At 57.3% G+C, this 25,679-nt stretch carries 27 protein-coding genes; 10 read left to right on the top strand and 17 right to left on the bottom strand.

Features of this window, described 5'->3' with window-relative positions; all coding sequences use genetic code 11:
• The first annotated feature begins 5 nt into the window (after window positions 1–5).
• Together mutY and ACR0AJ_RS09920 are read left to right on the top strand one after the other, a co-directional pair.
• Window positions 6–1,061, top strand: coding sequence for an A/G-specific adenine glycosylase (gene mutY, locus ACR0AJ_RS09925; RefSeq protein WP_480740759.1), 1,056 nt, complete (start codon window positions 6–8; stop codon window positions 1,059–1,061).
• 59 nt (window positions 1,062–1,120) lie between these two features.
• A complete protein-coding gene (locus tag ACR0AJ_RS09920) occupies window positions 1,121–2,257 on the top strand; it encodes an alkane 1-monooxygenase (RefSeq protein WP_480740758.1) in 1,137 nt (378 codons plus the stop codon).
• A gap of 78 nt (window positions 2,258–2,335) precedes the next feature.
• Here the strand turns inward: ACR0AJ_RS09920 and ACR0AJ_RS09915 are convergent, their stop codons facing one another.
• The 4 genes from ACR0AJ_RS09915 to ACR0AJ_RS09900 form a co-directional block, all read right to left on the bottom strand.
• The gene (locus ACR0AJ_RS09915) at window positions 2,336–3,724 is read right to left on the bottom strand and encodes an adenylate/guanylate cyclase domain-containing protein (RefSeq protein WP_480648671.1); all 1,389 of its coding nucleotides are present in this window, start codon (window positions 3,722–3,724) and stop codon (window positions 2,336–2,338) included.
• Window positions 3,725–3,867: 143 nt separating this feature from the next.
• The gene (locus tag ACR0AJ_RS09910) at window positions 3,868–4,968 is read right to left on the bottom strand and encodes a site-specific DNA-methyltransferase (protein ID WP_170351075.1); all 1,101 of its coding nucleotides are present in this window, start codon (window positions 4,966–4,968) and stop codon (window positions 3,868–3,870) included.
• Between the two features lie 108 nt (window positions 4,969–5,076).
• The gene (locus ACR0AJ_RS09905) at window positions 5,077–5,694 is read right to left on the bottom strand and encodes a ribonuclease HII (RefSeq protein ID WP_170351076.1); all 618 of its coding nucleotides are present in this window, start codon (window positions 5,692–5,694) and stop codon (window positions 5,077–5,079) included.
• A gap of 110 nt (window positions 5,695–5,804) precedes the next feature.
• Window positions 5,805–6,293 carry a hypothetical protein gene (locus tag ACR0AJ_RS09900; RefSeq protein WP_480740756.1) on the bottom strand — a complete coding sequence of 163 codons (489 nt, stop codon included), beginning with the start codon at window positions 6,291–6,293 and terminating at the stop codon, window positions 5,805–5,807.
• A 176-nt stretch (window positions 6,294–6,469) separates the two neighbouring features.
• Between ACR0AJ_RS09900 and ACR0AJ_RS09895 the strand changes: the two genes are divergently transcribed.
• From ACR0AJ_RS09895 to ACR0AJ_RS09885, 3 genes are all read left to right on the top strand, one after another.
• Complete coding sequence (locus ACR0AJ_RS09895; protein ID WP_170362372.1) at window positions 6,470–6,757, top strand: hypothetical protein; 288 nt, start codon at window positions 6,470–6,472, stop codon at window positions 6,755–6,757.
• The gene (locus tag ACR0AJ_RS09890) at window positions 6,729–7,430 is read left to right on the top strand and encodes a winged helix-turn-helix domain-containing protein (protein WP_170351079.1); all 702 of its coding nucleotides are present in this window, start codon (window positions 6,729–6,731) and stop codon (window positions 7,428–7,430) included. The genes ACR0AJ_RS09895 and ACR0AJ_RS09890 overlap by 29 nt, the downstream gene beginning before the upstream one ends.
• Before the next feature lie 106 nt (window positions 7,431–7,536).
• Entirely contained in the window at window positions 7,537–9,108 is a 1,572-nt protein-coding gene (locus ACR0AJ_RS09885) for a DUF427 domain-containing protein (RefSeq protein ID WP_480740754.1), read from the top strand.
• Between the two features lie 32 nt (window positions 9,109–9,140).
• Here the strand turns inward: ACR0AJ_RS09885 and ACR0AJ_RS09880 are convergent, their stop codons facing one another.
• The 6 genes from ACR0AJ_RS09880 to ACR0AJ_RS09855 form a co-directional block, all read right to left on the bottom strand.
• The gene (locus ACR0AJ_RS09880) at window positions 9,141–9,932 is read right to left on the bottom strand and encodes a DUF1217 domain-containing protein (protein ID WP_480740753.1); all 792 of its coding nucleotides are present in this window, start codon (window positions 9,930–9,932) and stop codon (window positions 9,141–9,143) included.
• The gene (gene flbT, locus ACR0AJ_RS09875) at window positions 9,929–10,330 is read right to left on the bottom strand and encodes a flagellar biosynthesis repressor FlbT (protein ID WP_480740751.1); all 402 of its coding nucleotides are present in this window, start codon (window positions 10,328–10,330) and stop codon (window positions 9,929–9,931) included. Before flbT ends, ACR0AJ_RS09880 begins: the two co-directional genes overlap by 4 nt.
• A complete protein-coding gene (gene flaF, locus ACR0AJ_RS09870; RefSeq protein WP_170398159.1) occupies window positions 10,330–10,701 on the bottom strand; it encodes a flagellar biosynthesis regulator FlaF in 372 nt (123 codons plus the stop codon). Before flaF ends, flbT begins: the two co-directional genes overlap by 1 nt.
• 77 nt (window positions 10,702–10,778) lie before the next feature.
• Complete coding sequence (locus tag ACR0AJ_RS09865) at window positions 10,779–12,026, bottom strand: flagellin (RefSeq protein WP_170351083.1); 1,248 nt, start codon at window positions 12,024–12,026, stop codon at window positions 10,779–10,781.
• A 209-nt stretch (window positions 12,027–12,235) separates the two neighbouring features.
• Window positions 12,236–12,595: a flagellar biosynthesis protein FlgN gene (locus ACR0AJ_RS09860; protein WP_480740749.1), complete on the bottom strand. Its 360-nt coding sequence runs from the start codon at window positions 12,593–12,595 to the stop codon at window positions 12,236–12,238.
• On the bottom strand, window positions 12,579–12,860 hold the full coding sequence (locus ACR0AJ_RS09855) for a rod-binding protein (protein WP_480690723.1): 282 nt from the start codon (window positions 12,858–12,860) through the stop codon (window positions 12,579–12,581). Before ACR0AJ_RS09855 ends, ACR0AJ_RS09860 begins: the two co-directional genes overlap by 17 nt.
• 111 nt (window positions 12,861–12,971) lie before the next feature.
• Between ACR0AJ_RS09855 and ACR0AJ_RS09850 the strand changes: the two genes are divergently transcribed.
• The 3 genes from ACR0AJ_RS09850 to ACR0AJ_RS09840 all read left to right on the top strand — a co-directional run bounded on the left by ACR0AJ_RS09850 (window position 12,972) and on the right by ACR0AJ_RS09840 (window position 15,796).
• Window positions 12,972–14,201, top strand: a complete 1,230-nt coding sequence (locus tag ACR0AJ_RS09850; RefSeq protein ID WP_480740748.1) for a flagellar hook-length control protein FliK — start codon at window positions 12,972–12,974, stop codon at window positions 14,199–14,201.
• A gap of 2 nt (window positions 14,202–14,203) precedes the next feature.
• Window positions 14,204–14,869, top strand: a complete 666-nt coding sequence (locus ACR0AJ_RS09845) for a flagellar hook capping FlgD N-terminal domain-containing protein (RefSeq protein ID WP_480638158.1) — start codon at window positions 14,204–14,206, stop codon at window positions 14,867–14,869.
• Between the two features lie 84 nt (window positions 14,870–14,953).
• Window positions 14,954–15,796: a phosphotransferase family protein gene (locus ACR0AJ_RS09840; protein ID WP_480740746.1), complete on the top strand. Its 843-nt coding sequence runs from the start codon at window positions 14,954–14,956 to the stop codon at window positions 15,794–15,796.
• On the opposite strand, the gene ACR0AJ_RS09835 is transcribed toward ACR0AJ_RS09840, so the two are convergent.
• The 5 genes from ACR0AJ_RS09835 to ACR0AJ_RS09815 all read right to left on the bottom strand — a co-directional run bounded on the left by ACR0AJ_RS09835 (window position 15,791) and on the right by ACR0AJ_RS09815 (window position 21,075).
• Window positions 15,791–17,092, bottom strand: coding sequence for an NAD(P)/FAD-dependent oxidoreductase (locus tag ACR0AJ_RS09835; RefSeq protein ID WP_480648664.1), 1,302 nt, complete (start codon window positions 17,090–17,092; stop codon window positions 15,791–15,793). The two genes, ACR0AJ_RS09840 and ACR0AJ_RS09835, sit on opposite strands and share 6 nt — an antisense overlap.
• Window positions 17,089–17,907 carry an ABC transporter permease gene (locus ACR0AJ_RS09830; RefSeq protein WP_170351089.1) on the bottom strand — a complete coding sequence of 273 codons (819 nt, stop codon included), beginning with the start codon at window positions 17,905–17,907 and terminating at the stop codon, window positions 17,089–17,091. The genes ACR0AJ_RS09835 and ACR0AJ_RS09830 overlap by 4 nt, the downstream gene beginning before the upstream one ends.
• Window positions 17,904–18,794, bottom strand: coding sequence for an ABC transporter permease subunit (locus ACR0AJ_RS09825; RefSeq protein ID WP_170362382.1), 891 nt, complete (start codon window positions 18,792–18,794; stop codon window positions 17,904–17,906). Before ACR0AJ_RS09825 ends, ACR0AJ_RS09830 begins: the two co-directional genes overlap by 4 nt.
• Entirely contained in the window at window positions 18,794–19,921 is a 1,128-nt protein-coding gene (locus ACR0AJ_RS09820) for an ABC transporter ATP-binding protein (RefSeq protein ID WP_480740745.1), read from the bottom strand. Before ACR0AJ_RS09820 ends, ACR0AJ_RS09825 begins: the two co-directional genes overlap by 1 nt.
• Before the next feature lie 68 nt (window positions 19,922–19,989).
• On the bottom strand, window positions 19,990–21,075 hold the full coding sequence (locus tag ACR0AJ_RS09815) for a polyamine ABC transporter substrate-binding protein (protein WP_170351092.1): 1,086 nt from the start codon (window positions 21,073–21,075) through the stop codon (window positions 19,990–19,992).
• A 140-nt stretch (window positions 21,076–21,215) separates the two neighbouring features.
• Here ACR0AJ_RS09815 and ACR0AJ_RS09810 point away from each other — a divergent pair, with 140 nt between their 5' ends.
• Window positions 21,216–21,899 carry a GntR family transcriptional regulator gene (locus ACR0AJ_RS09810; protein ID WP_480663918.1) on the top strand — a complete coding sequence of 228 codons (684 nt, stop codon included), beginning with the start codon at window positions 21,216–21,218 and terminating at the stop codon, window positions 21,897–21,899.
• 75 nt (window positions 21,900–21,974) lie between these two features.
• The gene (locus tag ACR0AJ_RS09805) at window positions 21,975–23,372 is read left to right on the top strand and encodes an aspartate aminotransferase family protein (RefSeq protein ID WP_480690735.1); all 1,398 of its coding nucleotides are present in this window, start codon (window positions 21,975–21,977) and stop codon (window positions 23,370–23,372) included.
• A 109-nt stretch (window positions 23,373–23,481) separates the two neighbouring features.
• On the opposite strand, the gene ACR0AJ_RS09800 is transcribed toward ACR0AJ_RS09805, so the two are convergent.
• Entirely contained in the window at window positions 23,482–23,745 is a 264-nt protein-coding gene (locus ACR0AJ_RS09800) for a hypothetical protein (RefSeq protein WP_480740743.1), read from the bottom strand.
• A 576-nt stretch (window positions 23,746–24,321) separates the two neighbouring features.
• Window positions 24,322–25,620: a lytic murein transglycosylase gene (locus ACR0AJ_RS09795; RefSeq protein WP_480740742.1), complete on the bottom strand. Its 1,299-nt coding sequence runs from the start codon at window positions 25,618–25,620 to the stop codon at window positions 24,322–24,324.
• Between the last annotated feature and the right edge of the window lie 59 nt (window positions 25,621–25,679).

Raw genomic sequence — 25,679 nt, 5'->3', positions numbered from 1 at the left:
AAAACTTGCGTGACACCATTCAATATGACCTGAGCGGTGCGTTACTGGCCTGGTACGACCGCCACGCTCGCACGATGCCGTGGCGTGTTAGTCCAGCCGACCGGGCGGCGGGCATGATACCCGACCCCTACCGGGTCTGGTTGTCCGAAGTGATGTTGCAACAGACCACCGTGGCCGCTGTCCGAGGTTATTATACGCGATTCACCGCGCGCTGGCCTACGGTTCAGACACTGGCGGCCGCACCGGATGATCAGGTCATGGGCGAATGGGCCGGGCTGGGCTATTACGCCCGTGCCCGCAACCTGCTGAAATGCGCGCGCGCGGTGGCCAATGAACTTGGCGGCGTTTTTCCCGATACCTATGACGCCCTGCTGAAACTGCCCGGCATCGGCCCCTATACGGCCGCCGCCATCTCGGCCATCGCTTTTGACCGGCCCGAGACGGTTCTGGATGGCAATGTCGAACGGGTCATGGCGCGTCTGTATGACATTCACGACCCTCTGCCAGGCTCGAAACCCCTGTTGAAAGAAAAAGCCGCTGCGCTAACGCCCGACCTGCGACCCGGAGATTATGCACAGGCCGTGATGGATCTGGGGGCCACGATCTGTACCCCGAAATCTCCGGCCTGTGGCATCTGCCCCCTGCGCGACCCTTGTCAGGCTCGTGCGGCCGGAACCCAGCCCGACCTGCCGCGCAAGACACCGAAAAAGCAGAAACCCACGCGGTATGGCCATGTCTATATCGCTCAGCGTACGGATGGAGCCTTGCTGCTGGAGCGGCGCCCCGACAAAGGGTTGCTGGGCGGCATGCTGGGCTGGCCGGGGTCAGTTTGGTCAGATGCGCCAGCAGACTCCCCTCCCTTTGCCGCTGACTGGCAAGCTTTAGCAGGTGAGGTGCGCCACACCTTCACCCATTTTCACCTGATCCTGTGTGTCTGGACGGCTACGTTGCCGACGGAAACGACCCTCGATGATCTGATCGTTTTGGAAAAACACACTTTCCGCCCCAGCGACCTGCCGACCGTGATGCGCAAAGCATATGACCTCTGGCGCAACCGGTAACCCATTGTCTGTCCTGCCGGACTGTGGCTAATGTGCGCGCAGTCATCCGGAGCCACCCAATGACCGCAACAGATACCTTACCCCGTTGGCAATCGGCCCTGCCGTTCTGGATCTCATTCCTGCTGATCCCGCTGATCTGGTTCACCGCAATGGCTGGCGGTTGGTGGGTCTTGCTGGTGCCACTTTCCACATGGTGGGCCTTTGCGTTGCTCGACCGGCTCACCGGGCTGGATCTGACCAATGCCAGCCCCGATACCCCCGACTCGGTGTTGCACTGGTACATCCTGCTGACAAAAGCCTGGGTTCCGGTGCAATTCCTGACCCTTTACGGGCTGATCTGGTACGCCACGCATACCGACCACCTGTCAACCTTGGCTAAGGTTGGGCTGTTCTTCGGAATGGGAGTAATCTCGGGCACGATCGGCATCAACTACAGCCACGAGTTGATGCACCAAAAAGGCCGAGTCGAACGCTGGTTGGGCGATATCCTTCTGGCGATGGTGCTGTATTCACATTTCCGCTCTGAACATCTGCTGGTGCATCACCGCTATGTCGGTACGCCCCGCGACCCGGTGACTGCCCGCTATAACGAGGGGTTTCATCGGTTTTATCCGCGGGTGCTGAAACAATGCCTGTTCTCGGCCTTGCGGGCTGAACGCGAAAAACTGGCCCGCAAAGACCGCCCGTGGAGCGACCTCTCAAACCCGTTCTGGCGCTACTGGGCATTACAAGGTGCAATGCTGGTTTTGGCCTTCGTGATCGGAGGTCTCTCGGGGCTCGCACTGTTCCTGATCCAGGCGGGCGTCGCCATCTGGCAGCTAGAATTGGTTAATTACGTCGAACACTATGGCCTGACACGCAAACATCTGGGCGCAGGCAAGTATGAGCATGTCCAACCGCGCCACTCATGGAATGCATCACAGAAAGCGTCGAACTGGCTGCTCATCAATTTGCAGCGCCACTCGGACCACCACTATAAACCCAACCGCCGCTTTCCACTGTTGCAACACCACCCCGAGGACGCGGCCCCGCAATTGCCCTACGGCTATCCGGTGATGACGGTCGCCGCGATGATCCCACCGCTGTGGCGTCGCATCATGAACCCACGCGTCCGCGCTTGGCGGCGCCAATACTATCCCGAAGTTACGGACTGGACGTCCTATAACAAATTGCAAAACCCGCTGCCACGTGCCTGACCGCAGCACGCGTCAGCGGGCTGCCCGGCCCAACGATCCGCCTTGCATCTTCGATGCATGGTTGATCGGCGGGAGCCCTCACCCGGTCATCACCCATACATCCATCGGGGCCTCCACCCCCCGGACCGCACGATTTTCGTGTTTCGCAAACCCCGCCATCAGCTCGGATACGTTGCGGCCTTCTTCCTCCAAACGGCTCCGAACTGCGTCGCTCATGATGACTTTTGCCTGAAATTCGCGGGTCTGCGCCTCAAGCTTCGCGGCCACATTCACCGCATCCCCTATCACCGCAAATTCCAAACGGTTGGCGCCGATATCCCCCAGAACGACCGCGCCGAAATGGACCCCGATCCCCACACGTATCTCAGGCTCGCCCGTACGGCGGCGTTCCACGTTCCAACGGTCAATCACATCGATCATCCCACGCGCGCAGGCCACTGCATTACTCGCATCCTGCGGTGTCGGCACCGGCGTCCCAAACGTGGCCATCAATCCGTCACCCAGGTATTTGTCCAGCGTTCCGTGATGGCGGAACACTTCGGCCTCCATCCGGGCGTGAAAGCCGCGCAGGGCTTCAATCACATCATATGGGTCGCGACCAGCGGCATATCTGGTGAACCCGACGATATCGATGAACAGGACGGCAATTTGCTCTTTGCGCACCTGCTTCAGCGGCTCATCATTCTGGCTCAGCTCATCCACCACGTTCGGTGAGAAATACCGCGACAGGTTTGCCCTTTCGCGCTCCAACCCCGCATTCGACATCAGCAACCGATTGAGCCGCCGCATCGACACGCCCAATGTCACCGCCACCATCATGAACACGATCACCTGTTGAATACGCTGCGCTGGCATAAAGCTGTTGGGGTCCAGCAATTCTGCCACATCGGGATAGCCAGCCAATGCCTCAGCCACACGCTCGCTGAGACCGGGCATCGGGGTTGCGACCCACCAGGCGATGATCCATCCAGCCGTCCAGACCCCTGCTGTCCATGACCCGATCGCAATCACCGTGCGCCAGGAATAGGCCAACGTACCGGCCGCCAGAATGATGAAAAAATACTGGAAATTGTCGAACCGGTACTGCATCGCCAATGGTCGGACATCGTCGCTGAACGGGTTGGGCACAATCATCCCCAGTGTCATGATCAGCAGGTCTACAAAGATCAAAAGCAACTCGGTTCGCGATTGCCCCACACGCCCCGCGCGCCGGATAAACCAACCGTTGGCGCAGATCAGCAGCAAGATGAAGTGATACCACAGCACTTCCCATTGCGGATTCAGGTAGATCAGCAGCACACCAGTCAGCGCCATCGCGATCCAGCGAGCGCGGACCGCAAGTTCAAGCCCCTCGCGCTTGTGTCGTTCCATCGCGGCTTCGGTATATTTGTTTTCCAGATCGAAATTGTCCGGGCGGGTCACAAAGAACCGGTCAAAGCGGGACTCGCTGGCTGTGGTATCCGACATTGCACAAGCTCCTTCACTGCACCGCAGAATACAGAAGGCCCGTTTCGAAACCAGATGTTGAAAAACAAAAGACCCCGCCGAGATCGGCGGGGCAAGGCTTAGTGCCTTGTGTCAGGCCACAGGCACCGGCGGTGTTGGTAAAATCAGTTCATCTCGGCCCGGATCTGCTGACGCAACACGTCAATCGGCACCGTTTTGCCGTCGCGTTTAAAGCACCAGTAGGTCCAGCCGTTACAGGACGGCGCGTTTTCCAGCTGCGCCCCCACTTGGTGGATCGAGCCCTTGACGTTGTTGCCCACCAGCGTGCCGTCGGCACGGACCTTGGCCTTGTGGCGCTGGTTCATGGAATACAGTTCTTCACCCGGGCGCAGCATCCCACGTTCAACCAGTTGGCCGAAGGGCACGCGCGGCTCGGCACGTTTGCTGGCGCTGACCTCCAGCGCCTCACGGTCGAACTTACGGACCTTCGAGATGCGCTTTTCAGCGACCTTGCGATAGCTTTCCTCGCGCTCGATGCCGATGAATTCGCGACCCAGCATCTTGGCAACTGCACCTGTGGTTCCGGTACCGAAGAACGGATCAAGGATCACGTCGCCCGGATTGGTCGAGCCGATCAGCACACGGTGCAACAGCGATTCCGGTTTCTGCGTCGGATGCGCCTTGTCGCCGTTTTCATCCTTCAGGCGCTCGTGCCCGGTGCAGATCGGCAGTACCCAGTCACTGCGCATCTGAACGCCCTCGTTCAGCGCCTTTAAGGCTTCATAGTTGAACGTGTACTTTGCCCCTTCGCATTTCGACGCCCAGATCATCGTCTCATGCGCGTTGGTAAAGCGTTTGCCGCGGAAGTTCGGCATCGGATTGGATTTGCGCCACACGACGTCGTTTAAAATCCAATAGCCCGCGTCCTGCAGGGCCGAACCCACACGGAAGATATTGTGGTAAGACCCAATCACCCAGATCGCGCCATTTGGCTTAAGCAGACGACGCGCTGCCTTCAGCCATTCGCGGGTGAATTGGTCATAAACGGCAAAGCTGGAGAATTGATCCCAATGATCGTCAACCGCATCTACCTGACTGTTATCGGGGCGGTGCAATTGACCCTTCAACTGCAGATTATAGGGCGGATCCGCGAAAATCAGGTCCACCGACGCCTCGGGCAGACTGTTCATCACATCGATGCAGTCCCCGGATAGAATCGTGTTTAAAGGGAGCGCTTTTGCGCCCTTTTTAGTGGTTGTTGTCATTTGTACTGCCTCAAGTATCCACGGCGCTTTTGCGCTCATTTGGTTGAGACAAGGATGAGTCAAAGTCGATTCGCCGTCAATTTCTTTTTTGAATCAGCGACTTACAATTTACTCTTGATACAAGATATTGTGTACTGGCTTGAAGGAACGTCTATGGTGTGGGGTCACACCAAGATTTTGCAGCGCGTCCTTGTGTTGTTTCGACGGATAACCGGCGTTTGTCTCCCATCCGTAGCCCGGATGCTGTTGCGCCAAATCCACCATCAGTTGATCGCGCCAGTTTTTGGCGACGATCGAAGCCGCCGCAATCGACACAGAATGCGCATCGCCTTTGACCACCGCCCTCGCGGGGATCGTCAGGCCTCGTGGAATCATGTTCCCATCGATCAGCAGGTAATCAGGCGGCGGGTCCAGCGCTGCCACCGCGCGCTCCATCGCCAGATGCGAAGCCCGCAAGATATTGTGTTCGTCAATCTCGGCCACTGACGCCTCGGCAATTGCGATCTCGGCCTTCTCACGCAGGGCTGCCTCTAACGCGGCGCGCCGTTTCGCCGTCAGCTTTTTGGAATCGTTCAGCCCGTCGGGAATATCACTGGGGTTCAGAATCACGGCTGCGGCAACCACCGGTCCGGCCAGCGGTCCGCGCCCAACCTCGTCGACACCTGCGATCCGCAGAAATCCACGCGCCGCTGCGGCCTTCTCAATTTCATAATCCGGAGTCGTCATACCCCCGGAAAATCGCGTTTTGCCATCCACCGCAAGAAAAAAGGAGAGGGCAGCTTGCGCCGCCCTCTCCCGCACAGCGCTTCTGTGGCGCCGCTCCTGCTCGAAAACCGTTACTTGTAACTAACGCGGTATCCTTTCTGGCGCAGACAGCCGGGGTGGTATGCCCGCTTGACCTTTTTGCCATTCCAGAACCTGACCTTGCACTGGTTAGGCAGGCTATTGCTGTATTTGTAATGCTTGCCCAGACAGGTCTTCCCCAACAGTCGTTGATTGGGCGAATACCCTTTGAACGTGCGCAAGCATCGTTGCGGCAGGCTGTAACGCGCAACACGCGGGGGCAGCGGGCGTACGTGATGTGGCCGGTGCTTTGGCCGGGTGTGTACGTATTTCTGGGGCGCCTTATATATGTGATTGTAGTTGTGCGTCACGTTGTTCTTTTTGCTCTTGTCGTCGAAATGCTTCACAGCGGCGCCAATCAGCGCAATGGCTGCAAGCCCGCCAAGAATATCCTCGACATCCGCGGCCCGCGCCTGAGACGCAGAAATACCGGTGATGGCAACTGCCGAGGCCACGATCAGGGCAATGAATTTCTTATGCATGGTGCTTGTCCTTCAGTAGTCTTGAGGTGACCCGGTGGCGGGCCGTGTGCTGATGACCCGACACTGGCCGCGCCTCGTTCAGACAGGCAATAACGGGCCGGTGTTATCCGATATCAGGTCCGCGAAACCCCTTAGGTTATTGAATATCGTGCCAACACATGCGCAGGATGCGGCCTATGAAACAGATCCTCTCTTCTCTGGCCCTGTTGGCCCTGATATCGCTTGGCACCACCGCTTCGGCGGCCGATTGCTATGCCGACTACAAGGCCAAGCAGGACAATCCACTGCGCCTGCATTATGGCGTCATGCAGGTATCGGCTTGCGGTAAAGGGCAGGCTAAAAAAGAAGTCGCCCAACGCCTCAAGGGGTCGGGCTGGACCCTGCTGAACGTCATGTCCGTGTTCGGGCCGGAAGGGTTGGATAAAAGGAAGGCCAATGCCGGAAAATTCTATCTCCGTTACTGAGGCCCGCCGATCCGGTGTCAGACTGGTCGGCGCGGGCATCGCGGCGATCGTGGTGATTCTGGTAACAGCGGCCATCTTTTTATTCTGGACCCTGCCCGATGCTAATGCCTTTAATGCCCGGGTCGAACGATTGTTCATCGAAAGCGATCTGACCTCGCAAACCGAGATTCGCCTGCTTGAGATATTGGCGCAATCGGGCACCGCTTTTGCCGATACACTGTCCAGCTACCGAATGGTGATTTTCGTGTTGCTGGTTTTTGCCACTGCTATGTTGGTAACGGCGCTGGTGTTTCTGGTGATGCTGGTGTTGTTGAACCGGCGAATGGCACAGATCGAACGCACCGGCATTCAGGTCACCTCGCTACTGATCAGCCGCGAGGAAAATACCGTCTATCTGAACAACATGGATTTCAAACTGACACCCGCGGCAATGGAGACCTTGTCGGTGCTGGCCGAATCCCGGCTGGACGACGAGGTCCTGTCCGGCGTTCAAATCGAGTCGATGATCTCAGGCAAAGACACCGCCGATTGTGACGAGGCCGCAGGTGCCACACGGATCAAACGGCTGCGCGATGCCTTGGGCAATCAGATGGTCAGTGAGTTGCTGGTCAAGAATATCGCCAAAAAAGGCTATATGCTGTCGATCGAAAAAGATGTGATTCAGATGGTCTGACTTTGCCGCATCGCACAAGGTATGTGTGATAAAATGCCAGTTATCCCCCTTGGAATGCTTGCCCCAAAGGCCCATCCTATTACTAAGCGGGTCAGGGAAACTGATGATGAACGTCCATACCACACCGCCGACTAAAGGCTATGGGATATCGGTCGAATCGCTGAAAGGTCGGATCGCGATCTATCGGGATGACACCCTATTGGCCGAAAGCACCGACGCGAAAGTCATGTATGAAACGCGGCTGCCGGCCACAATTTACGTTCCGCGCGCGGATATCTGTGTCGATCTTGGTGCAGAAACCGAGTTGCAGACGTTTTGCCCATTCAAGGGAACGGCGACCTATCACGATGTCATTCTGGATGGGCAACGGCTGACCAACTCAGTCTGGGCCTATGAAGAAGCACTGCCTGAAAGCGCCGCCATTCAGGGCTATGTCGGGTTTATGCCCTCGGCCTATACACGGGTCGACTTGGGCGAAAACCAACTGCGAGATACCGAGGATGGCAATATCAGCGGCCCTCTGATTGATTGGCTGATGCGTGGTGCATCCAACCTCAGCACGCCGGAAGCCTTCACCAAGGCGTTGGCCGAAAAGATGTTGGAACACGGCATCGCCATTCAACGGCTCAGCATTCTGGCCTGGTCTCTGCATCCGCTGATCGCGGGCAAGCATTATATCTGGGAAAAAGGTGAGGCCCAGATTTCGACCAATGTGCCCACGTATGAAATCCACGATCACCCGGCCTATATCAACAGCCCCCTGCGTCACGTCTCGAACGGGCTGGGCGGTGTGCGCCAGCGGTTGAACGACGAAAACCCCCAAAACAGCTTCCCGATTATGGAGGACCTGCGGGCCAAGGGTGCCACCGATTACGTCGCCATGCCATTGCCGTTCTCGGACGGGCGGACAAATGTCCTGACCCTGACCTGCGATCATCCTGATGGGTTTACAACAGAAAACCTCGGGTTGGTGTTCGAGTGCTCATCTGTCATTGCCCGCTTTTACGAAGTTTTCATGCAGCGCGAGAACGCACAGGTGTTGCTTGAGACTTATGTCGGCAAACGCTCGGGCGCGCGGGTGCTGGGCGGTGAAATCCGGCGCGGCGACGGGGATGAGATTGATGCGGCCATTATGTTCTGCGACCTGCGCAATTCGACCAGCCTGGAAGAGCAGCTTGGCCGTACCGCCTATATCAACGTGCTGAACGACTTTTTCGAAACCGTGTCCGATATCGTGCATAACAATGGCGGCGAAGTATTGAAGTTCATCGGTGACGCTGTTCTGGCAGTCTTTCCCGAGGGTGAAGATTCCATGGTCGCGCGCCGAAACGCGCAACGCTCAGCCGTTGAAATTGTCGAAAAACTTGGTGAGTTGCGCCAATCTGGCTCAGACGTTCATTGCGATTGCTCGATCGGGGTTGCCTATGGTCGGGTCACATATGGCAATGTCGGATCGCGCGAACGGCTGGATTTCACAGTCATCGGACAGGCCGCAAATGTCGCGGCCCGGTTGGGGGAATACAGCAAAACGATCGGTCAGCGCATTGTCGTCTCGGCCGATATTCAGCCTGCATGCGCGGATGCTTTGTCATTGGGCGAGGTCAAGCTGCACAATGTGTCCCAGCCAGTGACCGCATTTGCACTCAGAACTTCGGCGGATGCCGTGTTGAACGCCTGAATTTTCGAATAGTTATCTGTGTCGCGCCTAGGTTACGCCCCCAGCAAAATCAGCGCCGTTTGAGCAGGGGAAATCGTGTTTTGCAGCTGTGCAATCTGGCTGCGTGCAAGATATTGGTCTGTCAGCCGGGCCACCGACGCCTCGTCGGTAAATTGGGCCAGATCGTCTGATCCAGTCAGGCCCGACAATCTATCCTTGAAAACCTCAAGCTGCCTGTCGATGTCCAACTGCGCGAAACTTGATGGCAGCCCCAGCGCCGTCTCCATCATGCTTCTCAGCGGCGGTTGCCCCATCAGATCGAACCACTTAGTGTCCGAACTGCTGTCCTGCGCGGCCAGATCCGCCAAGGTATGTTGCGTATAAAGCGATATGCGCATCGTCTCATCGCTCTCACCAACAGCGATTTCGAACCGAGACACGACATTGTCCTGCGCAATTGCTTCCATAAAGGTGGTCAAACCCGTTCTGCGCACCTCGCCCGGACCTAGGCCGAAGGCTTCGGAAAACTCCCGATACCGCTTATCGGCCAGACGGTTGGACAACGCATCCTCGGCGCTTGTCCCATCGGACAGAATTTTCTGGATGAAATAGCGATTGTTGATGTCATCCTCTAGCCCGAAGGCGCCCAGCGCCACTTGCAGCAACCGCCTATCCGAAACCAATTCCTCAGCCGTCTGTACCTTGCCGATATTGCTCAGAAAGTACTTTGTCTCTCGTTCATTGACTGGCGAGGCCGAAAAGCTTTCGAGCTGCGTATCATAGGTACGCTGCAAAAAACGCCAGCCGACAATACCATCAGAGGGGATGACAGGCCGGAATGTCATTGCTGATACGCCATCAACCGTTCTTCACGCGGCAACAGCGCCCGCAGGGATTTCAGGCATTTGTAATACTGTTCGGCCAGTAAAGCCTCAGTAGCTTCGGACAGAACACGACGACTGTCGGCATCGGTGAAGACCTGGCTCAACTCTTCAACCCACCGCAAAAGCTGTTGCCGCGCCCGCTCAGGCTCCATATCGCCGGACAAGACAAGCTGGGCGGCATAACACACCCGCCGCACCGGGGTAGTCACCTCATCCGGATGAATGGCATCGCGCAGGCGCAGGACATTTGCGTCCGGCGTCATGATTGAAAAGCGGCTGCGGCGATCTCCGTTTTCGACAACCACGCCGTTTATCAGCACCCTCTCTTTCGGTGCCAGTTTCAGAACCAGCCCCCCCATCAGGTAGCACCCATCTGACGCAGGCCGCGCAGGACGGCCATATTGATCTCAAGCAGCGGCTCAACGGTCGCCTTATTGCCCAGAACCTGACTGCTGTGTTGCTCGGTGAATTCTGCCAGATAGAAGATTCGCGCGCGCAATTCATTGGGCAGCGCGTTGTCCGAGTCGGACACGCCAGTTGCCAGAACGGTCCACAAGCGACGATTTTCGTGTAGCGCGTGAACGAACCCTCCGAAATCGGTTTTGCGTCGGGCCGCCGCAACCTTGAGCCGATGCGTGATCTTCGAAATCGCCTCGTACTCGGTATCGCGCGGGGTGCGGGTCGGGGCGGTCTGCGCGTAGGCACGTTGTGCAAGAGTTTGCGGTGTCACTTGAAATCCTTCCAATAGGCCGTCTTTTGGCGGTCAGAGTCGGGGCGCGTCTGGGCGCCCCGACCAGGTTCCGAAAATTAACGGAACAGCGACAGGATCGACTGCGGCGCCTGATTGGCAATCGACAGCGATTGAGTGGCCAACTGCTGCTGAACCTGAAGAGCTTGCAGACGGGCCGAGGTCTCTTCCATATCGGCGTCGACCATCGAACCAATGCCGGACTTGAACGAATCGGTCAGTTTGGAAACGAAATCCTGCTGCGTTTCGATACGGCCCTGCGCCGAACCAAAGGCTGCCGCTGCATCAATCGACGTGTCGATCAGCGTTTCGATGGTGCCCAGCGCGGCTGCCGCGCCTGCATCTGTCGAAACGTCAATCGAGCTGAGTGCGCCAAGCCCACCGGAACCAGCATTAGTGAATTGAGCCGACACGGTAATGTCCTGATCCGCATCCGCACCAGCCGTTGCCGTACCTGTAGTAAAGGACAGGGTGTTCGGCGATCCCGAGTCATAGTCGACTGCAACACCTGTGATGCCCAGCGCATCAACCTGGTTCTTGAGACCAACAGCAACAAGAGCATCTGTATAGGCATCGTCATAGGTTCCAGAGGGATCCAGATCGCTGGCTTGAATGGTGTACGACACATCCTGATCACCGACTCGGATCGAGACACTATCACCGACTTCAAAGTTGTCAGTCGAGCTGTCGATCACAATGTCACCTGACCCGCCGGCTTTATCCATGGTAAAGCCTGCAACATCATTGTCGGTGGTCGCGCCTCCCGAACCTGCAAGTACGCCTTTGGCAGTATAACCGCCAATGGACAGGTCCTGACTTGCGACCGAAATCGACGACGAATTCACTGCACCAGTGCTATCCCGATCAAGTGAGGACAAGATCGAAGCAGTACCGGCCGAGCCGTCCACAAGGTTTAGCCCGTTGAACTGTGCCGCACCAACAACCGACGCAATCTGATCCCGCAGAGCGGTCACATCATCGTTGATCTTGCCGCGGTCAACGTTGTCCTCCTGCGCGGCGACGATTTTCTCTTTCATCTGCGTCAACAGATCGGTCACGGTTTCCGACGCGTTCCGCGCCACCGCAACGGTCGATTCACCCAGCGCCAGGCTGTCTTTGATCGCGTTGAAGCCCTTGACGTCCGACTCCATGACTTTGGAGATTGCCCAGACGGCCGAGTTGTCCTTGGCAGTTGCGACGTCCTTACCGGTCGAGATCGCGTTCTGGGTCATCTCCAGATTCTTGTTGACCGATTTCAGGGTTTGCAGCGCCACCATTGCGCCATTGTTTGTCAGAATGCTGGACATAGCTTTCTTCCTTTTCCGTTCGGGCCCTTTGCGCCCATGCTTACCCCGCACCACATGCGGGCTTTGACGTCTTTCTGATCAATGCGATCCGCCGTCGGGCTGTTCGCGCCACCTGTTGTTTAAGATGCCCGGCCACCTTTGCCCCTGATCCCCTAACGGAATGCTAAAGCCCCTCACTCAGAAAATTCGGATTTGAATCAAACCCGCTCCTATGCCCGTTTTTCCAGTTTCGCATTGCGACGCACGGCGTATCCGTTGCGCTGCCCGTCTGCTCCGTAGGTGCTGAACTCCTGCCGAATGCGCCGCAATTCGGCCATACGGCTGGCAACGGCCCGAATCCCTTCGGCGGCACTGTTCAACAGCGCCTGGTTACGTTCGACTTTCTGCTGCAGGAGAATCAATTCGGCGCTGTCCAAAACCTGCAATTCATTGATCGCGCCGATCAGCTTTTCCTTTTCCGGTGCCATATGACTCAGCCGGTCCAGATCCCCGTCGACAAGCGCGGTTCGCTCAAGATCCAGCACTTCCTCAAGGGATCGGATCAGGTCGGTTTCAGAATTGGTCGGCATCGGTTTTCTCCATCATGGACTGGAACAAAATTTCGGACAGGCCAATGCCGCCGGATGCGGCCAACGCACGCGCCTGATGCTGCACAAGAAAGGACGAAAACTGATCTTCACCCGCTCCGCCGCCAAAAGATTCGCTGGCCTTGCCCAACCCAGAAGATTTGAGCATTTCCGCAAGAAACGCGGCCTCCAACTCGACCGCCGCAGCCTGCAATTTCACGGCCGTGGTGGGGGGCTGCGCGGTAGGAAGGGTTGTGGAAATCTTCATCACTTTCTCCGAAATTTGCATCGAACTTTCTCGATCAAAGGCGAAAGCGGTTAAAATAAACGTAACCTCCTGCGGGCAGATTTCCGTTCACACAAACGGAGTCGGAGCAAAATGCCCAACCCACTTTCAGCACTGTTGTCTTCGTCCGGTAACGCCGCGAAACCCGATGCAACACCGCAAGAACCTCGTGCGTCCAAAGGGGCCGCGTCCTTTCAAATGGTCATGGATCAAGAGGCCGATCCGCAGTCAGCCGAGCCCGATCTCACCGACCTTTTGGTTCAGAACCCAGACACGGTGTCAGAGGTGGACGACATCGCTGCAAACGTTGAAATTCCGGATGTTTCCGATACCCCCGAGGATCAGCCGCCTGCCGAACTCCGCGCGGCTGTGCCGGAAGTTGTTCCGGCTCCGGTTGCCATGACCTTGGCTGAAAAACCAACCATGACGTTATCAACTGTTGAGGCGGAGACTGCAACGGTAGACGAGACGCACACGCCCCCTCAAAAAGCCGACAGGTTGGAACCCGCGGCGGGCCCTGCTCGGCGTACGGTATCTCCAGCCGTTCAAGCCATGCTTTTCGGTACAGTTTCCCCAAGAAGAACGCCCCAGGCGGCCACCAATCCGCCAAGCTTTCCCGCCGGGCTTGTAACACCGAACATGCTCCCGAAAGAGAGGTTGGATCATTCGCCCATCATCCGACCCGACCTGGGCGGACCAAGTGTCCCCGCGACGCCACAGGTGGCGCAATCGCAAGCGGTGGTGCCTGATCAGGCGCCAACACTTGTACAAATGCAGCTTTTGGCCACGGATCAAACCAACACGCAGACCGAGCTTCAAACCTTTCCCGAAATCGAAGAGATATCGACCACCAGAGAGACCCCGACATTGTCCTCTGCCCGAGATTCGGCACCATTAACACAGACCATGACATCGACGGCGCGCGCTGAAACGGCACGCGCAGTTGCCAATCAAATGGCAACCGTTGTTTCGACCCGTGGACAGCAAGGCACAATCGAGGTCGCGTTAAATCCCGAAGAACTGGGACGCGTTTCGATAGTCTTGAATGGTCGCGATGATGGCCTGCACATAACAATCTCGGCGGAACGGCCGGAAACACTGGATATGATGCGCCGTCACATCTCGGTGCTGGAGGCCGAATTCCAGAACTTTGGGCTGGGCGACCTGTCCTTTGATCTGGGCACCTCTGCAGACGCACAGCAGGATAGGTCTGACTCGGGCGACGGCACCCGGCTTGCGGAAACGCAGGACGAGCCTGTCACCGAGGCGGGCCCCACCATTCCGAAACTAGGCCCCGACGGCCGGATCGACATGAGGCTTTAAGCATGATCACCCCAACCCAATCGACGACGCAAGCCAATACCCAGGCCCAATCAGCATCCCAGTCACAGGCAACCTCGATCGCGTCGGATTTCGATACTTTCCTGTTGCTGATGACGACCCAGGCGCAAAATCAGGACCCGTTGGAGCCGATGGATTCGACCGAGTACGCCTCGCAATTGGCGCAATTTTCGATGGTTGAACAACAGGTTCAGAGCAACGAGCTTTTGTCCGAACTGGCGCTGTCTCTGGGCGGTATAAAGCTGGAGGATCTTGCCAATTGGGTCGGTATGGATGTCCAGACCACCGCAGCGTTCCACTTTGATGGCGAACCTGTGACCCTGTCCGCGCAGGCTGAACCGGCGGCAGACAGTGCGGTGATGGTGATCCGGGACAGTGACGGCACCGAGATCGAAAGGATTTCCGTACCGGTGACCCAGACCGAATTTGACTGGGCCGGGACAACGAGCGATGGCAGCCCTTTGCCGACCGGCAGCTATTCAGCCACATTGGAAAGCTATGACGGGGAAGAGTTGCTTTCAGTCCAGCCTGTCTCAACCTACAGTCAGGTGGTCGAGGCACAGGTTGGCGAGGATGCGGTCGTGCTGACGTTGGAAAGCGGGCAGGTGGTTCCGGCAGGGATGGTGACCGGGGTCCGAACCGGAACTTGATCTGCAGGGCGGGACAGGCCAAACCAGTGCAAACTGCGACTCGTTTTTTTGGTGAACCCACTGCCCGCCCCGACACTCCCCCCTTTGGATCTTGTTGATGACCTGCGTCACCGAAGGCTGATCGCACCTGATGCTCAGTTTCAAACCCTGTATGGCGGTCGGACCAATAAGGTCTGGAAAGTGCTGGAAGAGAACGGCGGCAAGGTTTTGAAACTGTACCGAACAGGGTTGCGCAATCCATTGTTTCGCAACGATGCCGAGTTGGAAGCGCAGTGCCTAACCGCGTTGGGGCCGACCGGGTTTGCCCCGCGTCTGCGCGCGGCGGGTCAACATCAAAACGGTCGATGGGTGTTTTACGATCACGCGCCGGGTACGCCCTGGCGTAAGGACACAACCGACGTTGCCCTATTGCTCGGCAAACTACATGGGCTGGATGTGTCGGTTCCGGCGCCCCGCGGATGCAATGGCAGTGCGGATCTGGCCCGGCACGGCCAGAGCATCCTTAACGGATGCACCTCGGCCATGCGGCACCAATTGGAACAGCTAAAACCTGACGAACAGGTACAGCCGACCCAACAGACTTGCCTGATACACGGCGACCCGGTTGCGGGGAACATTCTGGTTGCGCCATCCGGGCTGACCCTGATCGACTGGCAATGCCCGGCGCAGGGCGATCCGTGCGAAGACATTGCCCTGTTTGTGTCGCCCGCCATGCAGCACCTGTACCGGGGGTCAGCTATGACACCTGAGGAAGAAGATCAGTTTCTGTCCTCGTACAGACGCGCAGACATCGTGACCCGGTTCAAATCGCTGCGTCGTTGGTATGCCTGGCGGATGGCGGCCTATTGTTTGTGGCGGATAGAAAACGGGTCACCGGACTATGCCACGGGGTTGGAACTAGAACGCGCGGTGCTAGAGCGGTCATAAGTCCAATAGACCCATCATGGCATAGGCCGGCGGCATCAATGCGCGCCGCCAGCGTCCCAGCGGAAACCGCGCTGGGACACGTGTTATGGGTTCAGGTAGCCCGGTCTCTTGCTGCAAAACCATCCGGGCCAGCGCCCGTCCGCAATAGGTCCCCATCGCCACCCCGTTACCGTGATAGGCAAACCCGGCGAACATCCCCGGTTGATCCGTCACGGGACCCACAAACGGCGTTAACCCTCGCGACAGGCAGACCATACCGGACCACATATGGGTGACATCGACCGACGCCCATTCCGGGAACATCTGCCTGAAATCGTTCAGAGCCTTCCGGCGAATGGCCGCCTCAGCCTGCGGAGACGCGCGCAACCCGCCTCGCATTCCGAACAGAAACCGTCGGTCGGGCATCAGGCGGAAATAATGCAGCAAATGGCGGGTATCGTAAGACATCTGGTCAGATGTCCAACCCTGGGTTTGCAATTCTTCCTGCGTCAGAGGGCGCGTCACCAGAACCGTGGATTGGACAGGCATATACCGGCCAGCCAGCCAGGGCGGCACGTCCTCGCTGGAGTAACCATTGGTGCAGATCAGAACGTTTGCGGCGCTGATCCGACCCGAGGCTGCCTCCAAGTCAAAGCCAGATTGCGTCTTCCGAATTGTCTGCACCGCACTGTTCTGAAACAGCTTGGCGCCCAGTGTCTGGGTCATTTGCGCCAGCCCGAACAGGTATTTTCTGGGGTTCAGTGCAAATCCGACCGGGTTGGTGTACCCGCCATAAAACCGACCACCAAACCCAAGTCCAGGAAGATCATCTGGGGCGTGCAAAGTGCCCGTGGCCTCGGCCCGTTTGCGCAGCCCTTCCATCGCACGGGGGGTGTGGGCCAGTTGGGTTTCACCCTGTGAATGCACATCCGCATCTATGGCATTGGTTTTCAGCAGATCAGCGACAAGGAGAACCGCGTCCATTTCAGCTTGATCATAACTGTGTGCGGCCGCCTCACCGAATTGGCGGACCATTGCGCTGTAGCTCAGTTTTGATCCGCCCAGACAGCAAAAGCCACCATTGCGCCCCGAGGCGCCCCAACCAGGTGTCCGGGCCTCAAGCACCGCAACCGAAACACACGCGTTTGCCAGATGCAGCGCCGCTGACAGCCCGGTGAAACCGCCACCAACAATGGCGACGTCTACCTTCTGTTCACCGTTGAGAACCGGCCAGTCGGGGCTGGCAATCGTTTCGTCCCACCAGCAGTTGGTCCGGGGGCCGGGCCCATAGGTGTAATCCGGGAACAGCCGCTTCATTCGGTACGCGCAGCAGCCATTTCATCCTGCTTTTGCCGCACCATCGCGCGTTTTGTGACCAATGATGCGGTGATAACGCCCACCGTCACAATCGCGATCATGATCGTGGACAATGCGTTGATCTCGGGGCTGACACCCAGGCGCACGGCCGAAAAGATCTTGATCGGCAGGGTTGTCGCCGACGGCCCAGAGGTGAACGACGCAATCACCAGATCATCCAGCGACAGAGTGAACGCCAGCAACCAACCCGAGATCACCGCAGGCGCGATGATCGGCAAAGTCACCAGCCGGAACGCCTGAGCGGGTGAACAGCCCAAATCCAGCGCAGCCTCTTCCAGAGATTTATCGAAGGTCACTAGGCGTGAAGACACGACGACCGAGACGAAACACATCGAAAAGGTCGTATGCGCCAGAACGATGGTCAGGATACCCCGATCCAACCCGATGCCGATGAACAGCAACAGCAGCGACAGCCCGGTGATAACCTCGGGCATCACCAGCGGCGCGTAGATCATGCCGGAAAACAGCGTGCGACCAAAGAACCGCCCACCGCGCACCAACACATAGGCCGCGGCGGTACCCAAGATTGTCGCCAATGTGGATGAGAATACCGCGACGCGCACGGTCACCCAGGCTGCATCCAGAAAGGCCTCGTTCTGGATCACTTCGCCATACCATTTGGTCGAGAACCCGGCCCAGACTGTCACCAGCTTGCTCTCATTGAAGCTGAAGATGATCAGGATGATCATCGGGATATACAGGAACGCAAATCCCAGCGTCAGGGACACCGCGTTGAACCAGCTTAGCCTGTTCATTGCTCGGCCTCCGTCTGCTTTTGCTGGTTGCGCTGGAACAGCACAATCGGGACGACAAGGATCAGCAGCAGTACCACCGCCACGGCGCTGGCCACCGGCCAGTCGCGGTTCGAGAAGAACTCTTCCCACAGCACCTTGCCGATCATCAATGTACCCGAGCCGCCTAGCAATGATGGAATCACGAACTCACCAATCACCGGGATCATCACCAGAAAACATCCCGCGATGATGCCAGGACGCGACAGCGGAACAGTCACCAGCCAAAAGGCCTGCAGGCGCGAGCAGCCCAGATCCTCAGCCGCTTCGATCAGGGACCCGTCCATACGCTCCAGTGACGAATAAACCGGCAGGATCATGAACGGCAGATACGTGTAGACGATGCCGATATAGACCGCCCATTGCGTGTTCAGAATGGTCAGCGGGGTCGAGATGATGCCCAGCCACAGCAGAAACTGGTTCAGATAGCCTTCGTTCGACAAAATCCCCATCCACGCGTAAACGCGGATCAGGAACGAGGTCCAGAACGGCAAGATCACCAGCATCATCAGCGTCGGCCGCCACTCGACCGGCGCGCGGGCCATGCCGTAGGCAATCGGATAGCCCACCAACAGCGTCAGAAAAGTCGAGATCACCGCGATCTTGACGCTGGACAGGTAGGCTTTCCAATACAGGTCATCCTCGGTCAGCCAGACGAAGTTTTCGAAATCCAACTGGCTGAAGAACTCTTTGATCCCGGCCCAGCCCTGCGACAGGTCCAGCGTTGGCGTGTAGGGCGGAATGGCCAGTTCGGTATCCGACAACGAGATCTTCAGAACGATGAAGAACGGCACCAGAAACAGCGCCAACAGCCAGACATAGGGAACGGCAATCAGAAATGCGCGGCGCATCAGCTGGCCAGCAGAACCGCGGCCGTCGCTGTCCAAGACAGCCAGACCGGGTCTTCCCAGGTGAACGACCGGCGCGAGATTCGACGGGTATTGGCCGTCTGCGCCTTGATGATCGTGCCGTTTGAAAGCTCGACATGATAGGTAGACAGGTTGCCCAGATAGGCGATGTCATGAACCTTGCCCTGCACTGCGTTGATCGCATCCGCCGGGCGATCCGCCGAGATCGTCACTTTTTCGGGCCGGATCGCCAGATGGCAGGTCTGACCGCTAGAAAACCCATTTGCTGAGGTTGCCGTCAGCGGTGCCTGCCCCTCGGCCCAGTCGATCTGATAGGAGTCTTCGCCGTTGGCGGACGCCCGGCCCTCGATGATGTTCACATCCCCGATGAAATCCGCAACATAGACCGAGTTCGGGTTTTCATAGATGCGATCCGGCGTTTCCACCTGCATCAACCTGCCCTGGTCCATCACCGCGACGCGGCTGGCGACGGTCATCGCCTCTTCCTGATCGTGGGTCACGATCACAAAGGTGGTGCCGGTCTTTTCCTGAATATCCATCAGTTCAAACTGCGTGTCCTGCCGCAGTTTCTTGTCCAGCGCGCCAAGCGGTTCATCCAGCAACAGCAGCTTTGGTGCCTTGGCCAGTGACCGCGCCAGCGCCACCCGCTGACGTTGCCCACCCGAGATCTGATGCGGCTTGCGGCGGGCAAATTGTTCCAGCCGGGTCAGGCGCAGCATCTCTTCGACACGCTCTTCCAAGTCATGCTTGGGCATGTTGTCCCGGCGCAGGCCGAAGGCAATATTGTCCCAGATACTGAGGTGCGGGAACAGTGCGTAGGACTGGAACATCATGTTCACCGCCCGCTTGTTCGGCGGGATCGGGTCGATGTCCTGACCGCCCAACATGATGTGCCCTTCGGTCGGCGTTTCGAACCCTGCCAACATCCGCATCATGGTGGTCTTGCCGCAGCCCGAAGGCCCCAGCAAAGCAAAGAATTCTTTTTCGAAGATATCCAGAGACAGGTTGTCGATGGCCGTGAATTCACCAAACCGTTTGGTGACATTCCGGAACTGGATCAAAGGTTTCGCCTGTGGATCATTCCACGGCTCAAAGACGTCAGAGTTCAAAACGGCCCCCGTGCATCAATCTGGGAAATGGCACAGGGCGGGCCAATCCGCCCTGTGCAGATAACCGGTCAGGTGCCCGATTTGATCTTGGTCCACAGACGGGTCACCACCCGTTGTGTTTTCGACGGGTATGGCGTCGTGATGTAGAGATTCTGCATGGTAGCATCATCAGGATAGATCGCCGGATCACCGATCACGTCTTCTACAAGAAACTCCTGTGACGCCTTGTTGCCATTGGCATAGTAAACGTAGTTCGATGCAGCGGCCATGTTATTGGCATCCAGAATAAAATCCAGGAACTTGTGTGCACCTTCTGGGTTCGGAGCATCCGCCGGAATTGCCATCTGGTCGAACCACATCAACGAGCCTTCGGCAAATGGGTGGTATTCAATGTTGACACCGTTGTCAGCCTCTGCTGCGCGATCGCGTGCCTGAAGAATATCGCCCGACCAGCCGACGGCTACGCATATATCTCCATTGGCCAATGCGTTGATATATTCCGAACTATGGAACTTTTGGATGTGAGGGCGGACGCTAGTCAGAACCTCTTCGACTTTCTTGATGACGTCAGGATCGTGGCTATCAGGATCTTCGCCTATGTACTGCAAAGCCATTGGTATCATCTCGGCTGGCGCGTCTAGGAAGTGAACCCCACAAGAGGCCAGCTTTTCCATGTTCTCAGGCTTCAGCACCAGATCCATGCTATTTAGGGCGACGTCATCACCCAGCGCTTCTTTGACTTTGTCGACGTTCACGCCGAGTCCAGTGGTGCCCCACATGTAGTTTATCGAATACGCGTTGCTGGGATCATAACCCGCGGTGCGTTCCTGGATTACGTCCCACAGGTTGCCCGCGTTGGACAGTTTGGACGAATCCAACTCCTGAAATGCACCAGCCTGTATCTGGCGCTGAAGGAATGTTCCGGACGGCACCACAACGTCATACCCCGAACCACCGGCCAACATCTTGGTTTCAAGAACCTCGTTACTGTCGAACACGTCGTAGATCAGCGTCAGGCCGGTTTCTTCTTCGAACTTCGCAAGCAGGTCCTCATCGATATAGTCGGACCAGTTGTAAACACGCACTTCTTCGGCAAAGGCCGCAGAAGTCCCCAGCGCGATGACCGCTGTCATGGTCAGCGTTTTGATTGTCATTTTCTTCTCCCTGCAAGTGTACGGGTATAATCCCGTTTTTTTGGATTTGATCAAGTTTTGCGTTTTCCCTCGATCCCGCGTATGGTTTCACGAGGCCTGAAACCTGGCAAGACATCATCACTGGAAACGGGGCAAACCAATTGGATTTGATCAAAAATAAGGCATCCAGCGCGAAGGTAGAGACCGAAAAACGACCCGCGCACGAACAGGTCTATCAAACCCTAAAAGCGCAGATCATGTTCGGTGACTTGGTGCCGGGACAGCCCGTCACGATACAGGGGCTGACTGATTCGCTGGGGGTGGGAATGACCCCCGTGCGTGAGGCGATTCGCCGCTTGATCTCGGATGGCGCATTGATGTTTCAGGGCAACCGCAGGGTCAGCGTACCGCTGTTGTCGGCGGGAGATGTCGAACAGATGATATTTGCCAGAATTTCAATAGAATCAGAGCTTTCAAGCCGCGCAGTTGCGAATATGAACAGCGCGGATATCGAAAATCTTGAACGAATCGATCAGCGGCTTGACCGCACAATCGCGGACGGCGACGTCAGCGGTTATCTGCATCTGAACCACACGTTTCACGAAACCCTCTATTCCTACGCTGACGCTCCAATTCTGCTTGATCTGACCGAGCGGCTCTGGCTGAGATTCGGGCCGTCTCTGCGTGTGGTCTGTGGCCGTTTCGGCACGCAAAGTCTGCCGGACCGGCATAAGGACATTATCACCGCGCTGCGCGCAAAAGATGCGAAAATGGCAGCAAAAGCCACGGCTCAGGATATCGAACAGGGGATGGAACTGATGGCCGACGCCCTGACCGACGGCTAGAAATTGGCGATTCGATTGACAGGGAAAAATTTGATCATATTGTAAATGCCAACCGCTTTTGCAGGAGACGTCCGGATGTCCACCATAACTAATCACATGCCCACCGCTGAATTGCAGGCGCTGGATGCTGCCCATCACATGCACCCGTTCTCGGCCAATGGTTCGCTTGGCCAGGAAGGCGCCCGCGTCATCACCCGCGCCAATGGCGTCTATCTGACCGACAGCGAGGGCGAAGAGATTCTGGACGCCATGGCCGGTCTGTGGTGCGTCAATATCGGCTATGGTCGCGATGAGCTGGCCGAGGTCGCCGCCCGCCAGATGCGCGAGCTGCCGTATTACAACACTTTCTTCAAAACAACACATGTGCCTGTCATCGCGCTCGCCGCGAAACTGGCAGAACTGGCGCCGGGCGATCTGAACCACGTCTTCTTCGCCGGTGGCGGATCCGAGGCAAATGACACCAACATCCGTCTGGTGCGCACCTATTGGGCCGAAAAAGGCCAGCCCGATAAAAACATCATCATTAGCCGCCACAACGCCTATCACGGCTCGTCCGTGGGGTCCGCGTCTCTCGGGGGTATGGCAGGGATGCACGCGCAGGGCGGCATTCCGATCCCCAACATCCACCACATTAACCAACCGAACTGGTGGGTCGAAGGCGGCACCATGACCCCCGAGGAATTCGGCCTTGCCCGCGCGCGCGAGTTGGAAGACGCAATTCTGGAGCTGGGCGAGGACCGCGTCGCCGCCTTTATCGCCGAACCCGTGCAAGGTGCGGGCGGCGTGATCGTGGCACCCGACAGTTACTGGCCCGAGGTTCAGCGGATCTGCGATAAATACGATATCCTACTGATCGCGGATGAGGTGATTTGCGGATTTGGCCGCACGGGCAACTGGTTCGGCTCAGAAACCGTAGGTATCCGACCGGATATCATGACCATCGCCAAGGGGCTCAGCTCGGGCTATGCGCCCATCGGGGGGTCCATCGTCAGTGATGAGATCGCCAAGGTTATCGGCGGCACCGAGTTCAACCATGGCTACACCTATTCCGGCCACCCGGTCGCGGCGGCCGTTGCGCTGGAAAATCTGCGCATCCTCGAAGAGGAGAAGATCGTCGAACACGTCCGCGACGTGGCCGCGCCCTATTTGAAAGAGAAATGGGAGGCGCTGGCCGATCACCCGCTGGTCGGTGAGGCCAAAATCGTCGGCATGATGGCCTCGATCGCGCTGACGCCAGACAAGGCCAGCCGTGCTAAGTTTGCCTCGGACCCCGGCACGGTCGGCTATATCTGCCGCGACCGCTGCTTTGCCAACAACCTGATCATGCGCCATGTGGGTGACCGGATGATCATCTCACCCCCGCTGATCCTGACCCCTGCGGATATCGACGAGATGTTCGTGCGGATTTACAAGTCGCTGGATGAGGCACATGCCGAAATCATCGCGCAGGGCTTGATGAAGGTGGCGGCATAGGTCGGCGTTCAGAGTAACTACGAAACGCAAGGGGCGGTTGGATTAACAACCGCCCTTAGCTTTGAAGATCCGAGTCTTGCTCTGCCTCATTAGGTTATATGTGACAGAGCTAAATTTCGTCCGGAGAAAAGACACTCCGGCTCCAGCTATCATCGTACTCTCCCAAAACTCGGGACAACCCCAATAGTGACACAAAAAGTCGTGCGTAAAAATCCCGCGACATGAGTGGCTCGTTTTCATCCAGCAACTGAACAAGTTTGGCGACTTCTGTAGCAAAGACATCATAGACCTCTTTGTCCGTGGACGTTGGATCCAACGTCCAGATGTCGTGTTTGTCATAGTACTGCGCTGGTTGTGGTGTGTCTTCGGTCATAGTGCGGCCTCATCATTTGAGGCACACTTGGGGTTGATGAAGCTACCGGCAATATACGTGGCGGGTAGTCACAACAAAATGGCGGCCGAGACCATAAGATTCAGACTAAGACACCTCAGTGACGTTAGTGTTTGAAGCCGCCCTTGCATATTCAAGCTGACGAAATCATCCGGCAGTAAATTCGGCACAGTTGGTACGTTCGTACAACGCCGGTCGTGTTTGGCTCGGTTCGCCTGTGTCTATACCCTGTGTATCAGTTCCAGCCTCTGTCAGGCGTGCTAGCAGTTTTCAGCGCTAAGCAAAGCTCAGCACACGAGCATTGCAACTGCATCGCGCGGGAAAACAAAAATTGTCGCGCGATAAAAAACTTGATTTGATGCAACTTAGATTCAAATATGTGAATGCGATCCGGTTTTTTATTACCTCTACTGGCGTCGCGACCCGCTAAACTGCTGGGTCCACCTCCCGTCTATCGTAGTGAGTGCCGGTAGTCGGGAGGTTACTCATCCCATAAAGCCAAAAACTGAGAGAATGTCCGCACCACACACCTAAACACTATACAGGACCCGTTCGTTATCACCGCAACTGCTCTAATAGCTTCAAACTGGCATATCCATCCGGGAGCAGCCCCTGAGCCAACTGATATGCGCGGACGGCGTCGGTCGTGTTTGGTCCGGTGCGCCCGTCGATGCCCTGCGTATCAAAGCCAGCCTCAGTCAGGCGGGATTGCAGTTCCTTTTTCTCGGTGAAACTCAGCACCCGGTCACCGCGCGGCCAGTTGGCTTGAAACGGCGCTTGGCCGGCCAGACGGTCGGACAGATGGCCGATACCGATCACATAGGCGTCGGCACCGTTGTATTTCTCGATCACGCCGAAATTGTCGAAGATCATCAGCGCCACGCCCTGCCCTCCGGCGGGCAATAGAATGGCCGCCTGTCCGTAATCCGGCACCGGCGTACCATTGCGACCCAACACGCCGCGCGCGGCCCAGTCAGAGGGCATCAATGTATAATCCCGCTTGGCCACGGCATAGTCGAACCCTTGCGGCAAACGTACTTCGACACCCCAAGGCTGACCTTTGATCCAGCCGTGCCGCGCTAGGTAGGCGGCGGCAGAGGCCAGCGCATCGGTCGGGTCCTCGGACCAGATATCGCGCCGCCCGTCGCCATCGAAATCCACCGCGTGATCCAAGTATGAGGTCGGCATGAACTGTGTATGACCCATCGCGCCCGCCCAGCTGCCAACCATATTCCCGGCACTGATATCCCCGGCCTGAACGATCCGCAAAGCCGCGATCAATTGAGTTTCAAAGAACTGCGCCCGCCGCGCGTCAAAGGCGAGTGTCGCCAGCGAACGGATGGTCTGATCACTGCCCCTAAACGTCCCGAACGCTGTCTCGAGCCCCCAGATTGCTGTCACAACCTCTTTCTCGACGCCATATTGCGCCTCGATCCGGGTCAGGGTTGCGTGATGGCGTTCCAGCCCCGCGCGGCCGTTGCGGATCCGCGTGTCTGACACAGCGGCATCCAGATACTCCCAGATCGGTTTTGAAAACTCGGCCTGATTGCGATCCCGTTCGATGATTTTTTTATCATAGGTCAGGCCCGCCAGCGCCCGGTCAAGCGTCGCGGCTGAAATGCCCTGTTGTTCTGCCCGTTCGCGGAACGCCCCCAGCCACGCCTGAAACCGCGCGTTTCCTTCGGTCGACACCCGATACTCCTTAGCTGAAGGCCGCACGACCGGTCGGAGGGACACGGTTATATCAGCCGAGGCCAGCTGAAAGGTCTGTGACCTATCCGCTGAATTGTGGGATTCCGCCTGCACAATGGATGCCCATAATGCAGCGGCTATGATGCCACTTACGCATTTACGCATTCCGAAATTCCTGATTACTGCTCAACCTCAGGATAGCGCAAAGTGAGAGATTCACAAAG

It is taken from the genome of Ruegeria sp. CJ9, assembly GCF_056536625.1.
This window is presented reverse-complemented; position numbering and strand designations above follow the sequence as displayed.